This window comes from Burkholderia vietnamiensis LMG 10929, assembly GCF_000959445.1.
Lineage (GTDB): Bacteria > Pseudomonadota > Gammaproteobacteria > Burkholderiales > Burkholderiaceae > Burkholderia > Burkholderia vietnamiensis.
Map to the genome: position 1 here is coordinate 56,014 of NZ_CP009632.1, position 15,662 is coordinate 71,675.

The 15,662-nt window shown below is 61.2% G+C and carries 17 protein-coding genes and 5 pseudogenes; 18 read left to right on the forward strand and 4 right to left on the reverse strand.

Going from position 1 to position 15,662, the window contains the following annotated elements:
• Positions 1–174: 174 nt before the first annotated feature.
• Positions 175–675: an MCP four helix bundle domain-containing protein gene (locus tag AK36_RS25190; RefSeq protein WP_045579528.1), complete on the forward strand. Its 501-nt coding sequence runs from the start codon at positions 175–177 to the stop codon at positions 673–675.
• Positions 676–821: 146 nt separating this feature from the next.
• Here the strand turns inward: AK36_RS25190 and AK36_RS25195 are convergent, their stop codons facing one another.
• Positions 822–1,916, reverse strand: a complete 1,095-nt coding sequence (locus AK36_RS25195) for an IS5 family transposase (RefSeq protein ID WP_080938796.1) — start codon at positions 1,914–1,916, stop codon at positions 822–824.
• Between the two features lie 86 nt (positions 1,917–2,002).
• Between AK36_RS25195 and AK36_RS25200 the strand changes: the two are divergent.
• Positions 2,003–3,226 (forward strand): annotated as a pseudogene (locus AK36_RS25200) (methyl-accepting chemotaxis protein); the annotation flags it as partial.
• A gap of 339 nt (positions 3,227–3,565) precedes the next feature.
• Here the strand turns inward: AK36_RS25200 and AK36_RS25205 are convergent.
• Positions 3,566–4,545 (reverse strand): annotated as a pseudogene (locus tag AK36_RS25205) (IS5 family transposase).
• Between the two features lie 230 nt (positions 4,546–4,775).
• On the opposite strand from AK36_RS25205, the gene AK36_RS31905 reads away from it, so the two are divergent.
• The 5 genes and pseudogenes from AK36_RS31905 (at position 4,776) to AK36_RS25220 (ending at position 7,478) form a co-directional block, all read left to right on the forward strand.
• A complete protein-coding gene (locus tag AK36_RS31905; protein WP_043292565.1) occupies positions 4,776–5,219 on the forward strand; it encodes a hypothetical protein in 444 nt (147 codons plus the stop codon).
• Positions 5,220–5,363, forward strand: a pseudogene (locus AK36_RS31910) (helix-turn-helix domain-containing protein); the annotation flags it as partial.
• 222 nt (positions 5,364–5,585) lie between these two features.
• Positions 5,586–5,918 carry an ArsA-related P-loop ATPase gene (locus AK36_RS25210; RefSeq protein WP_230459693.1) on the forward strand — a complete coding sequence of 111 codons (333 nt, stop codon included), beginning with the start codon at positions 5,586–5,588 and terminating at the stop codon, positions 5,916–5,918.
• A 20-nt stretch (positions 5,919–5,938) separates the two neighbouring features.
• The gene (locus AK36_RS25215; RefSeq protein WP_011879707.1) at positions 5,939–6,331 is read left to right on the forward strand and encodes a DUF2703 domain-containing protein; all 393 of its coding nucleotides are present in this window, start codon (positions 5,939–5,941) and stop codon (positions 6,329–6,331) included.
• Positions 6,332–6,368: 37 nt separating this feature from the next.
• On the forward strand, positions 6,369–7,478 hold the full coding sequence (locus AK36_RS25220; protein ID WP_011879708.1) for an ArsO family NAD(P)H-dependent flavin-containing monooxygenase: 1,110 nt from the start codon (positions 6,369–6,371) through the stop codon (positions 7,476–7,478).
• Between the two features lie 147 nt (positions 7,479–7,625).
• Here AK36_RS25220 and AK36_RS25225 read toward each other — a convergent pair.
• Positions 7,626–8,815 (reverse strand): IS3 family transposase gene (locus AK36_RS25225; RefSeq protein WP_155744937.1). Its coding sequence is split into 2 segments (ribosomal slippage): positions 7,626–8,506 and positions 8,506–8,815, totalling 1,191 coding nucleotides; the frame shifts between segments, so codons are not numbered across the junction.
• 207 nt (positions 8,816–9,022) lie between these two features.
• Here AK36_RS25225 and AK36_RS25235 point away from each other — a divergent pair.
• The 6 genes from AK36_RS25235 (at position 9,023) to AK36_RS33385 (ending at position 11,723) form a co-directional block, all read left to right on the forward strand.
• Positions 9,023–9,271: an AbrB/MazE/SpoVT family DNA-binding domain-containing protein gene (locus tag AK36_RS25235; RefSeq protein ID WP_045579168.1), complete on the forward strand. Its 249-nt coding sequence runs from the start codon at positions 9,023–9,025 to the stop codon at positions 9,269–9,271.
• Entirely contained in the window at positions 9,265–9,585 is a 321-nt protein-coding gene (locus AK36_RS25240; RefSeq protein WP_011879712.1) for a type II toxin-antitoxin system PemK/MazF family toxin, read from the forward strand. The genes AK36_RS25235 and AK36_RS25240 overlap by 7 nt, the downstream gene beginning before the upstream one ends.
• 527 nt (positions 9,586–10,112) lie before the next feature.
• Complete coding sequence (locus AK36_RS33380) at positions 10,113–10,358, forward strand: hypothetical protein (RefSeq protein WP_131754457.1); 246 nt, start codon at positions 10,113–10,115, stop codon at positions 10,356–10,358.
• A complete protein-coding gene (locus AK36_RS25245) occupies positions 10,330–11,220 on the forward strand; it encodes a hypothetical protein (RefSeq protein WP_144410678.1) in 891 nt (296 codons plus the stop codon). Before AK36_RS33380 ends, AK36_RS25245 begins: the two co-directional genes overlap by 29 nt.
• 41 nt (positions 11,221–11,261) lie before the next feature.
• Entirely contained in the window at positions 11,262–11,447 is a 186-nt protein-coding gene (locus AK36_RS25250; RefSeq protein ID WP_043292729.1) for a hypothetical protein, read from the forward strand.
• 84 nt (positions 11,448–11,531) lie between these two features.
• Positions 11,532–11,723, forward strand: coding sequence for a hypothetical protein (locus AK36_RS33385; RefSeq protein WP_124259719.1), 192 nt, complete (start codon positions 11,532–11,534; stop codon positions 11,721–11,723).
• On the opposite strand, the pseudogene AK36_RS34415 reads toward AK36_RS33385, so the two are convergent.
• A pseudogene (locus AK36_RS34415) lies at positions 11,716–11,874 on the reverse strand (IS3 family transposase); the annotation flags it as partial. The gene AK36_RS33385 and the pseudogene AK36_RS34415 sit on opposite strands and share 8 nt — an antisense overlap.
• Positions 11,875–11,887: 13 nt before the next feature.
• Between AK36_RS34415 and AK36_RS25255 the strand changes: the two are divergent.
• The 5 genes and pseudogenes from AK36_RS25255 to AK36_RS25275 form a co-directional block, all read left to right on the forward strand.
• Positions 11,888–12,097: pseudogene (locus tag AK36_RS25255) on the forward strand (PDDEXK nuclease domain-containing protein); the annotation flags it as partial.
• 309 nt (positions 12,098–12,406) lie between these two features.
• Positions 12,407–13,267, forward strand: a complete 861-nt coding sequence (locus tag AK36_RS25260) for a transporter substrate-binding domain-containing protein (RefSeq protein WP_045579531.1) — start codon at positions 12,407–12,409, stop codon at positions 13,265–13,267.
• 92 nt (positions 13,268–13,359) lie between these two features.
• Positions 13,360–14,082 carry an ABC transporter permease gene (locus AK36_RS25265; RefSeq protein ID WP_011879718.1) on the forward strand — a complete coding sequence of 241 codons (723 nt, stop codon included), beginning with the start codon at positions 13,360–13,362 and terminating at the stop codon, positions 14,080–14,082.
• A 12-nt stretch (positions 14,083–14,094) separates the two neighbouring features.
• A complete protein-coding gene (locus tag AK36_RS25270) occupies positions 14,095–14,841 on the forward strand; it encodes an ABC transporter permease (RefSeq protein WP_011879719.1) in 747 nt (248 codons plus the stop codon).
• A 27-nt stretch (positions 14,842–14,868) separates the two neighbouring features.
• On the forward strand, positions 14,869–15,660 hold the full coding sequence (locus AK36_RS25275) for an ABC transporter ATP-binding protein (protein ID WP_011879720.1): 792 nt from the start codon (positions 14,869–14,871) through the stop codon (positions 15,658–15,660).
• Positions 15,661–15,662 lie beyond the last annotated feature (2 nt).

The following is a 15,662-nucleotide window of genomic DNA, read 5'->3' on the forward strand; positions in this document are numbered from 1 at the left end:
CGAATGCGTCTCGCGGACCCATCGCCGGTCGAAGGAAGTCGCCAGGCGACCCGGAATACCGGGCGCAACTGCAGTGATTTTGATGGCGATCGGATGCGTCGATTTTGCGCCTGATCACTGGTCAGATTGGTGAGCGCGAGTCGTTATATGGAATGTCAAACTGGAGATGTACTTATGAGGTATTTAGTTAACCTGCGCATTGGAACTCGCCTCAGAGTGGGTTTTGGCATCACGTTGTTGCTACTGATGGTGACGGGCGGACTCGCCGCGTTGCAGGCGTCACGAATTTATGAGGGCACCCGGGAGATCGCCGACAACTGGCTCGTCAGCGTTCAGACATTGGGCGAAATCCGGGCGCTCGCCAACGGTGTCCGACGCGCCAGCCTCCGATCGGTGCTGGAAAGTGAGGCTTCGGCGAAGAACAGCCAGCGTAGTCAGCATGATGCAACGTTGGCATCCGTGAAAGTCGCGATGGCAAGTTATGAGAAGCGCGTGTCTTCGCCTGAGGAGCGGCAACGTTTCGACAATCTGAGTAGGGCCTGGGACGCATTCCTGGCATCCGACGCTAAACTTCTGACGCTGTCGGAAGCGGGCGATGCCGGATTGGCTGCGGCCAGATCGCTCGCAACGGGTGAGGCTGCAACGTTGTTCGCGCAGGCGCTAGCAGGCTGTTGAAAAGCGCCTCGTTTTGACGACCGGAACGCGGTTTAAAAGGGTTTCGTATGCGATTGGCTGCTGAGTTTCAGACGGATCGTGCCGGATGCCCCGCTGGTGAGCGGGTCGGCCGGCGCGTTGCCGCGCAACGGCAGCGCTTGGGCGGCTCATCGCGCCGCTCCTTGTGGCACCACTGCCAGTATTCGAGCCATTCGAGTCAGGTTGCTCGCCAGCATCGTCAGTTTGAAGTGCTGGTCGACCCGTTTGATGCCGCGATACGCAGTCTGTCGAATCCTGCCGACGGTCTTGCCCCAGCCGAAGTGCTCTTCGATGCGCTTGCGAATGACTTGGCTGATGCCATAGCCGGCGTGTCGCGAAGTGCGGCCGTCGATCGCGCTGCCGCCTTGATGCGTGTCGTTGCGCGCGACGTGTGGCGTCACTTTGCGAGCCCGGCAATCCCGGACAAAGTCGCGCATGTCGTAACCCTTGTCGGCGCCGAGCGTCTTGGCGTGACGACCCGGCACACAGTCGAGCAGGCGCAATGCACTTACACGTTCGCCGAAACCGTCAGCGTGGCTGACCACTGCGCCGACCACCAAGCCCGAGCGGTTCTCCATCAGGATGTGCCCCTGATAACAAAGGATGGCTCCGCTTTGCCGCCCCTTTCGGAACAGACGCGCATCCGGATCGGTACTCGATTCGTGCGTGTCGTTGCTGCGCCGCTTGCCTTTCCAGTCGGTGTCGGCATTGCGGCCACCGCCGGCCGGTGGATCGTCCGAACCGTCCTTGGGTCGGAAGCTCTTGTGGCTGGCCCACGCCTGGATCAGCGTGCCATCGACCGAGAAGTGTTCTCTAGACAGCAGCCCTTGCTTGTCGGCCAAGCTCATGACTTCGGTAAAGAACGCTTCGACCACTTCGTGCTCGAGCAAACGATCGCGGTTCTTCGAGAACACCGAGTGATCCCAGACGGCGTCTTCAATCGCCAGCCCGACGAACCAACGGAACAGCAAGTTGTAGCGCATTTGTTCCATCAGCATGCGCTCGCTACGCACCGAGTAAAACACTTGCAACAGCAGCGCACGCAGCAGTTTCTCGGGCGCAATCGATGCTCGACCGCTGTCTGCATAGATCGTGCTGAACAGCCCATTGAGTCGCTTCAGCGCTTGATTGACCAGCAGTCGAAGCGGCCTCAATGGGTGATCGGCCGGAACAAAATCTTCCAGCTTTACCGTCGTGAACAGCGGTTCTTGCATCTCGTCCATTCCGCGCATCGCTCTCGTCTGCCCAAGATCATGAACACGATATCTCTAACGCACCGCCCTCAGGGCTCGTTTACACCGTATCCAATTTCAACAGCCTGCTAGATCTGATCGAGCAAGAAGTAAAGTTGAATCGCGCGGGCGCTGGCGTCGCGACGGCCGAAGCGGCAACCAACTATCACTCGACGCTCCTGTTGACCGGTGTGTTGTGCGGCACGGCGCTGCTGCTGTCGGTCGCTGTCGCATGGTTGATTACCCGTTCCATCGTCACACCGCTCGGTCGCGCAGTCGGCATCGCGGAGACGGTCGCGCGCGGCGATCTGACGTCCAATATCGAAGTATCCGGTCGCGACGAGACGAGTCAGCTTCTGCTCGCGATGAGGAATATGAATGCGCGGCTGCTGGACGTGGTGAGTCGCGTGCGCTCGAGCAGCGAAAGCATCGCGTCGGGCTCGGCGCAGATTGCTGCCGGCAACACCGATCTCAGCCAGCGTACCGAGGAGCAGGCGGCCTCGCTCGAGGAAACTGCGGCCAGCATGGAGCAGTTGACGGCGACGGTCAAACAGAACACGGAAAACGCGCGGCAGGGGAACACGCTTGCCGGCAATGCTTCTGAGGTCGCGGTCCGAGGCGGGCAGGTGGTGGCGAAGGTCGTCGACACGATGCACGACATTTCCGACAGCTCGGCAAAGGTCGCTGAAATTATCGCCGTCATCGAGGGCATCGCCTTCCAGACGAACATCCTCGCACTGAACGCGGCCGTTGAGGCAGCCCGGGCCGGCGAGCAAGGTCGCGGCTTCGCCGTGGTGGCGAGCGAAGTGCGCGCGCTTGCGCAGCGAAGCGCTTCGGCGGCCAAGGAGATCAAGGAGCTGATCAGTCAGTCGGTGGCCAAAGTGGAGGCCGGCACGTCTCTCGTCGACAACGCCGGCGCCACGATGAACGAGGTCGTCGTCGCGGTAAAGCGCGTCACCGACCTCATGGGCGAAATTGCGTCGGCGTCGGTCGAGCAGCATACCGGCATCGAGCAGGTCAACCAGGCGGTCATGCAGATGGACGAGGTCACGCAACAGAACGCCGCGCTCGTGGAGGAGGCATCCGCTGCGGCGCAGTCGATGGCATCACAGTCGAACGCGTTGCGCGAACTGGTTTCGATCTTCCGCCTGCCGGACGGGATGGCGGTCGCGGCCAGCCCAACGGAGCGCGCGGCAGAGGTCCAGCCGCGCCCGAAGCCGGCTGTGCGAAAGACGGTTCAACGCAAAACCGAGGCCGCAGTCGTTGCCAATGAAAGCGCTGCGAGCTGGCAGTCATTCTAGTTTGTGACGCGTCGAGATCTTTGATGGACGGTTGGGGGGCGCATGCGCCTGCCAATCGTGGTTTCCGTTGAACCGGTCGATGTGAACCAATCCCTGATGCATCGAGAAATAAATCGGCTTGCTTCGGCATGGGATTAATGGCAGATTGGCTTCGACGGTTTGAAAAGATAGAACGGCCGGAGTCTTAACTACATTCACGCACCGTTTAGGGAAACACTGATTAATAGACGATCACGCGAGGTTGTCGGTAACGCAGGCGTGGCATGGCTGCATGCCGAAGCGAAGCGTCGCCCGTTCGGAGAAGTTTGACCCGAAGATGTGCTTAATTTCCCGCATTTCTCACATGCATGACGGATTGCCCCCATGAATCGACCGCAGCCGGTTTCGCGCGATCACAAGATTCGCCAAGACGAACAGACTGAACAGTTGCGCGGTGTTCTTGAACAGCCCCTTGTAGCGCACCTTGCGATGACGGAACAGGTTCTTGACGACATGAAACGGATGCTCGACCCGCGCGCGGATTTGCGCCTTGGTTCGCTCCAGTGCGATTACCAGATCCTTCAGCGCACCGTCGCGCATCGCCTTGATTTTTGCTCGCTTGGCCCCCACGCGCCACTTCACCGACTTGCTCTTCATTTCATCGCGCTTGTCCACGCCGATGTAGCCCGCATCGCCGAATGCTTATTGCTCGTGGCCGTGCAACAGCGCGTGCGCTTGCGAAACATCCGACACGTTGGCGGATGTGCCGACCACGCTGTGAACCAGCCCCGAATTGGCATCGACGCCGATGTGCGCCTTCACGCCGAAGTACCACTCGTTGCCTTTCTTCGTTTGGTGCATGTCCGGATCGCGACACTTCTCGTCGTTCTTGGTCGACGGCGGCGCTTCGATGATCGTTGCATCGACCAGCGTGCCTTCCTTCATCATCAGCCCGCGTTCGCACAACGAGACGCCAATCTCGTCGAACAGCTTGCGCGTCAGGTCATGTTCGAGAAGCAGGCGCCGGAACTTCAGCAGCGTGGTTGCATCCGGCACGTTCTCGATGGCCAGATCAATCCCGGCAAGCGCCCGCATCGCGATGCTGTCGTACAGCGCATCCTCCAGCCCTTCGTCCGACAGGCTGTACCACTGCTGCAGGAAGTAGATTCGAAGCATCCGCTCCAGACCGATCGGCGGGCGCCCGCGCGCTCCTTTTGGGTAATACGGCTCGATTGCCGTCAGCAACCGCGACCACGGCACCAGCTTCTCCATCTCGTCCAGGAAACGCTGACGCCGCTGGCCACACTTTCCGCTTCCGCAAAGCTCATTTGCCGTTTCATCGTCATGGACTCGTTCCGTGAACTATGTTCTACAACGTCCTCGGCTGCGTCAGCGATGACCACCGAGACGGATAAATCAGTGTTTCCTTGGGTGACCCGCCAGTTCGGATTTTTTCAAGAAACGAAATGCAATACAGCGAAGAACGCGGCATTATTTCATCAACGTATGTGGTAATTTATACGCGTTGCGAAGTTCCGGTATCAAGCCGAATGTTTTTCCCGTTGACGCCATGAAAAACTCCCTTCTCATCCACTTGATTTCGGCCGTCGTACTGAGCGCCGGAGTTTTCCCGACGTCAGGGTTCGCGAGCACGATTGATGAGCAGTTTGCCTGCAAATCCAATGCGCACACGTTTATCGCCAATCTCATCAATAGTCATTTGATCGACCCCACCCCGATTCGCGTCGAGGCGAACTCAGTCAATGCGTTTCGCCCCACGCACGGGACGAATCTAACTGTATATGGCCTACGCGTTCGCGCAGTATTCGGATACCAACCTGGCGACCCGACCTTCAGACACGGGAATGGTAAGACTTCTTCGAGTCCCATCTATGGCGCGGTGGTGTTCGGTTCGAGCGAGTCTGTCGAAGCACAATTACGGCAAGCAGGCAGCACGGCAGTCGTTCAGCAAGTCATACCAATGATGCTTTCGGCCATTGTCTGCGAGACCTGACGCACGGATACCCGGCTTTTCCGTGCGCAGACCGGAGTGAGCTTTGCCGAGTGGCGCCAGCAGGTCTGCCTGCTCACAGCCATCGAGCGTTTGAGTGGAGGGCACCCTGTGACCCAGGTCGCATTGGACGTTGGCTACCCAAGTCATATGGAAACACTGATTTCTCCGCCTCGGTGGTCATCGCTGACGCAGCCGAGGACGTTGTAGAACAAAGTTCACGGAACGAGTCCACGACGATGAAACGGCAAATGATCTTTGCGGAAGCGGAAAGTGCGGGCAAGAAGCGCGTGACGCGGCCGGCCACACCATTCTGCTGCTCGATGCGGCCGAGGCCTATCACCGCGAGTGATGCGCACGCAGGGCGACATGCCGGAGCCGTTTCGTCAGTTGCTGCCCCGCTTGCGGGATCCGGACTACACCCGAATCCTGATTGTCACGCTGCCGGAAGCCACCCCGGTTCACGAAGCGGAACGCCTGAGCGCCGACCGTGCGCGCGCAGGTATTGCGCCGTACGCGTGGGTCATCAACCAGTCGCTGCTGGCCGGTGGCACGGCCGATCCACTGCTATGTCAGCGCGGTACGTACGAGGTGCCGTTCGTGCGCCGAGTAGCGGACAACCTGGCGCCGCGAACCGCGCTGATCCCGTGGCTCGCCGAGGCCCCGGTCGGGGCAGCCGACCTGGAACGGGTAATCACGTAGCATCCCGAAGGAGCAACGCGATGAAAGCGCTTCCGATTCTGTGGCAACGACTCGTCACCAGCGGCAAGACCTGCCCGCGTTGCGCCGGCACCGGCGACGAAGTGAACTGGGCAACCCGACAACTCCGCGAGATCCTGGCGCCGGTCGGCATCGAACCCGTCCTGGAAACGCGTGAGATCGACGAAGCGGCCTTCAAGACCAACCCTGCGGAGTCCAATCGTATCTGGATCGCCGGAAAGCCGATGGAAGCATGGCTGAACGGCACAGTCGGCAGTAGCCGTTGCTGCGCAGTCTGCGGCGATGCGGAATGCCGCACTGTGGAGGTCGAAGGCGCGAGCTACGAGGTGATCCCGGAAGCGCTGCTAGTGAAGGGCGGGGCTGATTGCGGCATTGATGCTCAATGCCCACGGTAGCACGCAGGATCCGAGCTAGAAAATAGGAAGGAAACACATGCGAATGTACGTTGACGTCGTGGTGATCGGTGGCGGTCAAGCCGGACTCGCCACCGCATACTTCCTGCGCCGCGCGGGGATCGACTACGTCGTGCTAGATGACCAGAGCGCACCCGGCGGCGCTTGGCGACATACGTGGGAGTCCCTGCACCTGTTCTCGCCAGCGGAATGGAGTTCACTTCCGGGCTGGCAGATGCCGATCTCGCATAGCACGTACCCGTCGCGCAACCACGTCGTCGACTATCTGGCGAATTACGAGCGTCGTTACCACCTCCCGGTTCAGCGCCCCGTTCATGTCGAAGCCGTTTCTCGCACCAGCGAGGGTTTGCTTGTCACCACGGATCGCGGTGAGTGGCTGGCCCAAGCAGTCGTGAGCGCGACCGGCACCTGGAGCGCCCCCTATATCCCGGACTATCCCGGACGCGAAATGTTTCGCGGTCGCCAGATTCATTCGGCGCAGTATCGCAATCCGGACGATTTAAGCGGACTTGCCGTGCTGGTCGTCGGCGGCGGCAACTCCGGTGCGCAAATCCTGGCGGAGGTATCGACGGTGTGCAGCGCCACATGGGTGACATTGCACGAGCCGGTGTTTCTGCCCGATGATGTCGACGGCCGGATCCTGTTCGAACGCGCGACCGCCAAATGGAAAGCACTCCGTGACGGTCAGGCGACGGGGGTTCCGGTGGGCGGCTTGGGCGATGTCGTCATGGTGCCACCGGTACGAGACGCACGTACGCGAGGCGTGCTGCACACTGTGCGGCCGTTCTCGCACTTCGATGCAGACGGAGTCGTATGGGCAGATGGTTCACGCTCCCACGTCGACGCCGTGATCTGGTGCACTGGTTTCCGTCCCTCGCTTGGCCATCTCGATGCACTGCAGATCCGCGACGCTGATGGGCTGGTGAGGACGGATGGAACGCGCGCCAAAGACGAGCCGCGCTTGTGGCTGGTCGGCTATGGCGAATGGTGCGGTGCTGCTTCGGCCACGCTCATTGGTGTGATGCGCAGTGCACGTGACACGGCTCGAGAAATTGCGGAATACCTGCGTTCGACTCACGAGCAAGACGCCTCAGCACCTCGCCCCGTGTCAGGAGGAGGCGTCCGTTGACCGCAGGTGTACTGGCAACAACGCGTTCAGGGACGCGAAATACTCGTCCATAAACGCTTGATCGACGCCACGACAAACCAGTTCTGCAACGTGCGCGTCAACGGCCTCGCTGGAGTTGCCCCTGTAACTGAGGACACACGGACACCGTTAGGTTGATGACACCGCATTACGCCTGAACTCGCGAGGCGAGCGGTATTTCAGGGCTTTGTGCGGGTGGCGCTCATTGTAGTGTTCGAACGCGATAGCCAGACGCGAGAGCGCCGTTGGTGCGTCGGGCTTGTCCATATAGGCGACGTAATTGTGCTTCATGGTCTTCACGAACGATTCCGCCATGCCATTGCTCTGCGGCGAACGGACCGGTGTGGTCAGCGGCTCAAGACCCAGTTCGCGAGCGAAGCTGCGCGTGCGGTGGTCGATGTAGGCCGAGCCGTTGTCCGTCAGCCATTCGATGGACTGCGCGGCCTGCGTGGTGCCGAAGCGCTGTTCGACGGCGGCCAGCATCACGTCGCGCACCACATCACCGCTATGCCCGCCGGTCGTTGCTGCCCAGCTAATCGCCTCGCGGTCGCAGCAGTCCAGCGCAAACGTCACGCGCAGCGGCGTACCATCGTCGCACCGGAACTCGAAGCCATCGGAGCACCAGCGGGTGTTGCTGCGGTCCACGGCAACGCGACCGTCATGCCGCCGCTTGTCTTGCCGCACGCCGGGGCGGCGCAGTAGCAACTGATGCTCCCGCATGACCCGATACACGCGCTTGACGTTGATGCACGGCGCACCGCTCTGCTCCCGACTGCGGCGCAGCAGCGCCCAGACACGGCGGTAGCCGTAGGTGGGAAGGTGCGCCACATGGGCCTGAATCTCCTCGACCAGCCCGGCATCGTTGGTCACGCGGGCACGGCGACCATCGCGCCAGTCGGACGAGCGAACTCGCTTCACCGCCACGGCAGAGCGCGCCACGCCGAGAACTTCGCAGACCGTCTTCATCGGTCGTCCCCCGGCAGCAAGGGCGAGCGCGCAATCAGGTTTTATGAACGGCCCCATTCCACGGCTTCTTTCAGGATTTCGACCTCCAGCGTCTTCTTCCCGAGTAGCCGTTGCAGTTCCTTGATGGCGGCGGCCAGCTCAGATGCCGGCACAACGGTTTCGCCTGCCTTCACCGCCGCCAGACTGCCTTCCTGGTATTGCTTGCGCCAGCCGAACACTTGGTTGGCGTTGACGCCGTGCCGACGTGCAACGGCCGACACCGACGCTCCCGGCTCCAATGTTTCCTGCACGATGGCGATTTTTTCTTGCGCCGTGCGCCGACGACGGCGCTCCGGCTCGGTCAGAATTTCGATGCTTTCCACGTAATGACTAGGCTTACTGATAGGCACAAGACTATCCCTTATTTTAAGAGAGTCCTCGTGTCCTCTGATACGTGGGGCCGCTCCACACGCCATCGCGGCGCTGTGTGGCGGACGGGGCAACGTACGCCCACTGTAATAACATTGTGTTGACTGCTGCGAACGCACGGTGTAACATTGTTATTACTTTAGGGGTATGTCATGAAGACGACGATTCGCAGAATGGGTAACTCGCAGGGCGTGCTGATTCCGAAGCCCGTCCTTGCGCAACTCGGGCTGGAGAGCGAAGTGGAAATGGAGGTCGAGAACGACGCGATTGTTCTGCGCCGCCCGAAGCACAAAGCCCGTGAGGGGTGGGCGGAAGCAAGCAAGGCTCTGGCCGAGAGCGGCGACGATGCGCTGGTTATGGGCGAGTTTTCGAACGCCGATGACGCGGAGCTTGCATGGTGATGCGCGGGGAAGTCTGGTTGGTCGCACTCGATCCGACGCTTGGTAGCGAGATTCAAAAGACGCGCCCCTGTGTGGTCGTTTCACCTCCCGAAATGCACGACCACTTGCGCACTGTCATCGTCGCGCCGATGACTTCCAAGGGGCGTCCAGTGCCGTTTCGGATTCCGGTTACGTTCAAGCGCAAACATGGTTTGATCCTTCTGGATCAGATTCGCGCAGTGGACAAGGTGCGCTTGGTTAAGAAAGAGGGTGCAGTTGCCGATAAAACGTTGTTGGATACCCTGCGGACCTTGCAGGAAGTCTTTGCGGAATAAAAGAGGCATATATGACCGACAAGAGTAGCAATATGGATTACCACGTAGCGGTATCACATCCGCTACATTGGGAAGCCATTGCAGGCGGGCCGCCGATCGAAAATTCGAAGCTCGTGCCGATTTCCGAGTTGGCCGGTTACCAACTCGATCTAGTCCTGGCTCAAATCTTGGCGGTGTCGGGACGATTGAAGTCCATCGTTGTGCATCTTGGGCCGGGATACGCTGTGGCGAAAATCGAAGTAACAGAGGCTCACTCGGGAGCGCAGCCTAAGCTTTGGAGGCCGAGCGTCGATAGCGATGACAGATTGCCATTTCGACAAGAGCTTTCGGCGTGGGACGATGCCGATCCAGTCGGGAGCCTTCGAACCTACGTGCGATCAAACGTTGGTGAATTAGCTCGTGCGCGGCATTGGATAGAGCCGACTAGACAGCAAGGGTAAGTGTCGGCCCGGCCGACACCAAGGAAAATCGGAAAACATCGTGACGAAAACGCTCGCGCTCGATGCGCGGGCAATACGGGAAAACAGGTGAATAAAAAGCAGCAGGCCGAGTTGATAGCGACCCATCGAGCGCTGATCCAGATTCGCTTGCTGGCAGCTGCGATGATGAGATCAAATGTCGCCGACGAGCAAGTAGAACGCATTTATGCAATTGCGGATGCTTTTCACGAAGTGCCCGACGCGATCGCACGAGGAACGGACTTGGATCCTTCTTTGTTTGTTCGGTGTGCGACGGACGCGGGCATTGTCGTTCCGCCTGATTACCCCGCGTAACGAGATAGGAAAACGCTGGCGTCCGCAGGGGCTCGGCAACAATGAAATGACATCGATTAATGTAGCAAGGTCCGTAAGACGGCCGGCGATCGTTACAGGCGTGGCATACCTGTTCCTGACCTCCGTGATGACTATGTTTCGCGCGTACGACGCGGAGGCTTACATCGGCAAGTTCCCGCTCTATCCGGGCAGCGCGTCTACCGTCGCAACTCAATGGGCGTGGAACTGCATTCAGATCCCGCTGACCGCGGTTATTGCCGTTGGACTGTTTCGTGGATGGCGCTGGGTGAGATGGTTTGCGCTCACAGTGTTTGCAGTTACGTGCGCAATCTCAGCTCCGCTGCGGGACGTGTTGGCAGTACCAGCGTATGTGTTCGTGGTGGCTTTGAATCTTGCAGTCTACGTGCTGCTCTTCTTCGCACCAAGCGCGACGGTCTATTTTTCACGCTCGACCCAGCCCGAGCGGGCCTTCACGTTGCGGGGGGCGGTTAGCTCGACCTTGCTAATTTTCGCAACCTTTACGGCCCACAGCATCGGCTATGCAACCTTGTGGAAAAAAGTGGACGCCTGGGCCACGTGGGGCAGCTCTGCCGTCTTTCTGTTACCGGCACTAGTGTTGAGTGCGCTTGCCCGTTGGGACCTGCGGCGTTCCGCCCGTGAAATCTCTGCGGCATTGCTGGCCGTGACTGTCACCCTGGCAAGTCTGCAGGTCACCGCCTTTTTCACGGTACATGCCTGGAGTCCCGCTTTGATGCGCCCGCTTGGCTGGCCTAACGGTCTTCTGCTGACCGTCCTTCTAGGTATCACCGGACTTACGCTCGCGGCATGGGCCGTACGCCCGCGAAAGATCGCCGGCCCGTGATCGGGGCCGGTCTGTCTACGAAATGGGAAACGGAGGACGCGATGGTGTTCGACATGATGAAGTGCGAACTGCGCGAGCTGGTCGATCTTGTTCGGCGAACGACCGAATGGGAGACGTCGGTCGCGTGCGGGAAGGTGAATCTCGCGGAAGTTTCAATTGACGCCCGTTCGACACACCATGCGCGGTTGGAGCGGATTGTAGAACTGCGCGGCAAGTACGACCTGTAACGGAAAACGGTAACGACGCGGTTTCGAAACACAATAGGCGCCAAAGCGCCCCGACCGGCTGGACGCCGAAAGAGAGATAAGAAAATGGCTGTTGATACCCTCAAGCAACAAGGTGAATTCTTGGTCGAAGCATCCAAGCAGGCCATGGCTGCATTGGTTTCGGGATATGCGGCCAATGGCCGAACGATTAAAAAAGACGAAGTTGCGGACGAAGCATACGCACTCGCCGCAGCTTTGTACGAGAAATTGAAGCGTCAAGGTTGGGTCGGTCGGTAATCTGTTCGTTCTCCGCATTGCGCTGCCGCTCATAGCGGTAGCACGTTTGGCTTATGCCAAATGCCTCGCATGCAAGCCGGATCGACACACCCCGGCTCGCTACTGCTTCTCTGGCCATCTCGCGGCGGGTAGATGGCCTCAGTCTTTTTTTGCTAGCGCCTCCGCGACGATCGTCGCGGCAGTTGCAGGAGCGGATGCAGTCGATGCTGTTCGAGCGCAGTGCGCTGTCGCGGCAACCCGACGAAGTGATTCGGCGCGAAGTGGCGCACCTCCGCGACGCGCAGCAGATGACGCCTGACCTCGTGCTGAAAGATCCGTACATCCTCGATTTTCTTGGCCTCGACGATCGCTATCTCGAGCGCGATCTCGAGGAGTTAAATGAACCGTGATCTTTCGATGTCGCCCCGACATCGGACGCCACCCCATCGGCTCCCCGCGATCAAATTCAAAATTTGTCTAGTCATCCTGCCGATTCGACCGTGAAAACCGCACCAATTCCGTGCCCCGATTCACCACGATGAAGTGCGCTACGCGCCTGAACTTAGGGGATTTCCCGCGTTTCCCCGTTTTTTTTTGATCGCCGCTTGTCTCTCCATTTTTCTTCTTGCATGCTTGTATAGACAAATTCCTGAGGCGCTTGCTGCACCGAGGGGATTGCGAACCTCAACGCAAGGAGAAACCCCGTGAACGGCAAGCGCATCAACTGGGCAGTCAGGACGATCGGCATCATCGCGGCTGCGGCGGCCACACTCGCCGCGCCGGTGCAGGCGAAGGAATGGAAGACGGTGACGGTCGCGCTCGAAGGCGGCTATGCGCCGTGGAACCTCACGCTGCCGGGCGGCAAGCTCGGCGGTTTCGAGCCGGAACTGCTCGCGAACGTGTGCGAGCGCATCAAGGTGCAATGCAACATGGTCGCGCAGGACTGGGACGGCATGATTCCGGGCCTGCAGGCCGGCAAGTTCGATGTGCTGATGGATGCGATCTCGATCACGCCGGAGCGCGAGAAGATCCTGCTGTTTTCGCGCCCGTATGCGGCCACGCCGGCGACCTTCGCCGTCACCGATACGAAGATCCTGCCGAAGGCGTCGCCCGCCGCGCCGGTCGTGAAGCTGACCGGTGACGCGAACGCGGACAAGCCGACCGTCGATGCGCTGCGCAAGCAGCTGAAGGGCAAGACGATCGGCATCCAGTCGGGCACCGTCTACACCAAGTTCATCAATGACAGCTTCAAGGACATCGCGTCGATCCGCGTGTACAAGACCTCGCCGGAGCGCGACCTCGATCTCGTCGCCGGCCGTATCGACGCGTCGTTCGACGACGTCACGTACTACGCGGCGAACATCGCGAAGAAGGACAACGCATCGATCGTGCTGGCAGGCCCGAAGCTCGGCGGCCCGATCTGGGGGCCCGGCGAAGGGCTCGCGTTCCGCAAGCAGGATGCCGACCTGAAGACGAAGTTCGATACGGCGATCGGCGCCGCACTCGCGGACGGCACCGTCAAGAAGCTCGCCGACAAGTGGTTCAAGACCGACGTCACGCCGTAAGCGCGTGTCCGTCTGCCGTCGCGTGACCGGCCCGGCCGGCGCGCGGCGGCACGCATCATCGGAAGTCCTTCAACGTATGCCGGGAGGCACGCATGGCGATTCTTGAAATGCTCGGCTTCGGAACCGACGGCTGGGGCGGTGTGCTGTTGCTCGCCGCGCTGATGACGGTCGCGCTGACGCTCGCCGCGCTGGCGGTGGGCGCCGCGATCGGCGCGGTGATCGCGGCAGCCAAGCTGTCGCGTCACCGCAGCGCCCGCCTGCTCGGCGACCTGTACACCACCGTGTTTCGCGGCGTGCCCGAACTGCTCGTGATCTACCTGTTCTATTTCGGCGGCTCGACGCTCGTCACGGCCGTCGGCCAGTGGTTCGGCGCGGACGGCTTCATCGGCGTGCCGCCGTTCGTGATCGGCGCGCTCGCGGTCGGGATGATTTCCGGCGCGTATCAGGCCGAGGTGTATCGCGCGGCCGTGCTGGCGGTAGCGAAGGGCGAGCTCGAAGCGGCGCGCTCGATCGGCATGCCGCGCGGCATGGTGTTGCGCCGGATCCTCGTTCCGCAGGTGCTGCGCTTCGCGTTGCCCGGCATCGGCAACGTCTGGCAACTGAGCCTGAAGGACTCGGCGCTGATCTCGGTCACCGGGCTCGCGGAGCTGCTGCGCACGAGCCAGGTCGCGGCGAATTCGACGCACCAGTATTTCCTCTTCTTCGTCGCGGGCGGCGCGCTGTATCTGCTGATGACGGCCTTGTCGAACCGCGTGTTCAACCGCGCCGAAGCGCTCGTCGGCCGCTCGTTCCGCCGCAACTTCGCACGCAACTGACGGAGCGCCCGCATGACCTTCGATTTCGACTTCCTCGCCGACACGCTGCGCCAGTTGCTCGCGGCCGTGCCGACCACGCTGGGCCTGTTCTTCGCGTCGCTCGTGCTCGGCGGCCTGCTGTCGCTCGTGATCGTCGCGATGCGCGTGTCGCCGCACTGGCTGCCGAACCGCTTCGCGCGCGCCTACATCCTCGTGTTTCGCGGCTCGCCGCTGCTGATCCAGATGTTTCTCGTCTACTACGGGCTCGGTCAGTTCGGCGTGATCCGCGAAAGCTTCGTGTGGCCGCTGCTGCGCGATCCCTACGCATGCGCGGTGCTGTCGCTCGCGTTGTGCACGGCCGGCTATACGGCCGAGATCGTGCGCGGCGGGCTGATGGCCGTGCCGGTCGGGCAGATCGAGGCCGGTTATTCGATCGGGCTGTCGGGCTTCGCGCTGCTGCGCCGCGTGATAGGGCCGATCGCATTGCGCCAGTGTTTGCCCGCTTATTCGACCGAGGCCGTGCTGCTGGTCAAATCGACCGCGCTCGCGAGCCTCGTGACGGTGTGGGAGGTCACGGGCGTCGCGCAGCAGATCATCCAGCAAACCTACCGCACGACCGAGGTGTTCGTTTGTGCGGCCCTCATCTATCTGGGCCTGAACTTCATCATCGTGCGCGTGCTCGGCGCACTCGAATGGCGGCTCTCCGCGCACTTGCGCGCGCCGAAGCCGTCCGGCCCGTCCGCAGCGACGACGCACAATCCGCGGCGCGCGGCGTCCTGAGCGCCCCGCCATTTCCAGGAGAATCCGATGAACACCGCTGCTCCCGTTGCGCTGTCGGTCAAGAACATCCACAAGTCGTTCGGCGATCACCACGTGCTGAAGGGTATTTCGCTCGACGCGCACGAAGGCGACGTCATCTCGATCCTCGGCGCGAGCGGCTCGGGCAAGAGCACCTTCCTGCGCTGCCTGAACCTGCTGGAGACGCCCGACGACGGCTCCGTCGCGCTCGCCGGCGAGGAACTGAAGATGAAGCGCACGCGCGACGGCAAGCTGCAGCCGGGCGACCGTCGCCAGGTCGATCGCATCCGCTCGCAGCTCGGGATGGTGTTTCAGAACTTCAACCTGTGGTCGCACATGACCGTGCTCGACAATCTGGTCGAAGGTCCGCTGCGCGTGCTGAAGCGCAGCCGCGCGGAAGCGGTCGAGGAAGCCGAGGCGCTGCTGGCGCGTGTCGGCCTCGCCGACAAGCGCGGCTACTATCCCGCGCATCTGTCCGGCGGTCAGCAGCAGCGCGTCGCGATCGCGCGCGCGCTCGCGATGCATCCGAAGGTGATGCTGTTCGACGAGCCGACGTCGGCGCTCGATCCGGAGCTGGTCGGCGAGGTGCTGCGCGTGATGCGCTCGCTCGCGGAGGAAGGGCGCACCATGCTGGTCGTCACGCATGAAATGGGCTTCGCGCGGCACGTGTCGAATCGCGTGATGTTCCTGCATCAGGGCGAAGTCGATTGCGACGGGCCGCCCGCCGCGCTGTTCGGCGGCGAGTGTTCCGCGCGCTTCGGGCAGTTCGTGTCGAGCCACCACGACCGCGCCGCGAACTGAGC

Coding starts and splice junctions, on each gene's coding strand:
- AK36_RS25240 (WP_011879712.1), top strand. CDS start 9,265: ATGGTGATGCGCGGGGAAGTCTGGTTGGTCGCACTCGATCCGACGCTT.
- AK36_RS25220 (WP_011879708.1), top strand. CDS start 6,369: ATGCGAATGTACGTTGACGTCGTGGTGATCGGTGGCGGTCAAGCCGGA.
- AK36_RS25270 (WP_011879719.1), top strand. CDS start 14,095: ATGACCTTCGATTTCGACTTCCTCGCCGACACGCTGCGCCAGTTGCTC.
- AK36_RS25265 (WP_011879718.1), top strand. CDS start 13,360: ATGGCGATTCTTGAAATGCTCGGCTTCGGAACCGACGGCTGGGGCGGT.
- AK36_RS25275 (WP_011879720.1), top strand. CDS start 14,869: ATGAACACCGCTGCTCCCGTTGCGCTGTCGGTCAAGAACATCCACAAG.
- AK36_RS33385 (WP_124259719.1), top strand. CDS start 11,532: ATGGCTGTTGATACCCTCAAGCAACAAGGTGAATTCTTGGTCGAAGCA.
- AK36_RS25215 (WP_011879707.1), top strand. CDS start 5,939: ATGAAAGCGCTTCCGATTCTGTGGCAACGACTCGTCACCAGCGGCAAG.
- AK36_RS25250 (WP_043292729.1), top strand. CDS start 11,262: ATGGTGTTCGACATGATGAAGTGCGAACTGCGCGAGCTGGTCGATCTT.
- AK36_RS25235 (WP_045579168.1), top strand. CDS start 9,023: ATGAAGACGACGATTCGCAGAATGGGTAACTCGCAGGGCGTGCTGATT.
- AK36_RS25210 (WP_230459693.1), top strand. CDS start 5,586: ATGCCGGAGCCGTTTCGTCAGTTGCTGCCCCGCTTGCGGGATCCGGAC.
- AK36_RS31905 (WP_043292565.1), top strand. CDS start 4,776: ATGAAAAACTCCCTTCTCATCCACTTGATTTCGGCCGTCGTACTGAGC.
- AK36_RS25195 (WP_080938796.1), bottom strand. CDS start 1,916: ATGGACGAGATGCAAGAACCGCTGTTCACGACGGTAAAGCTGGAAGAT.
- AK36_RS25190 (WP_045579528.1), top strand. CDS start 175: ATGAGGTATTTAGTTAACCTGCGCATTGGAACTCGCCTCAGAGTGGGT.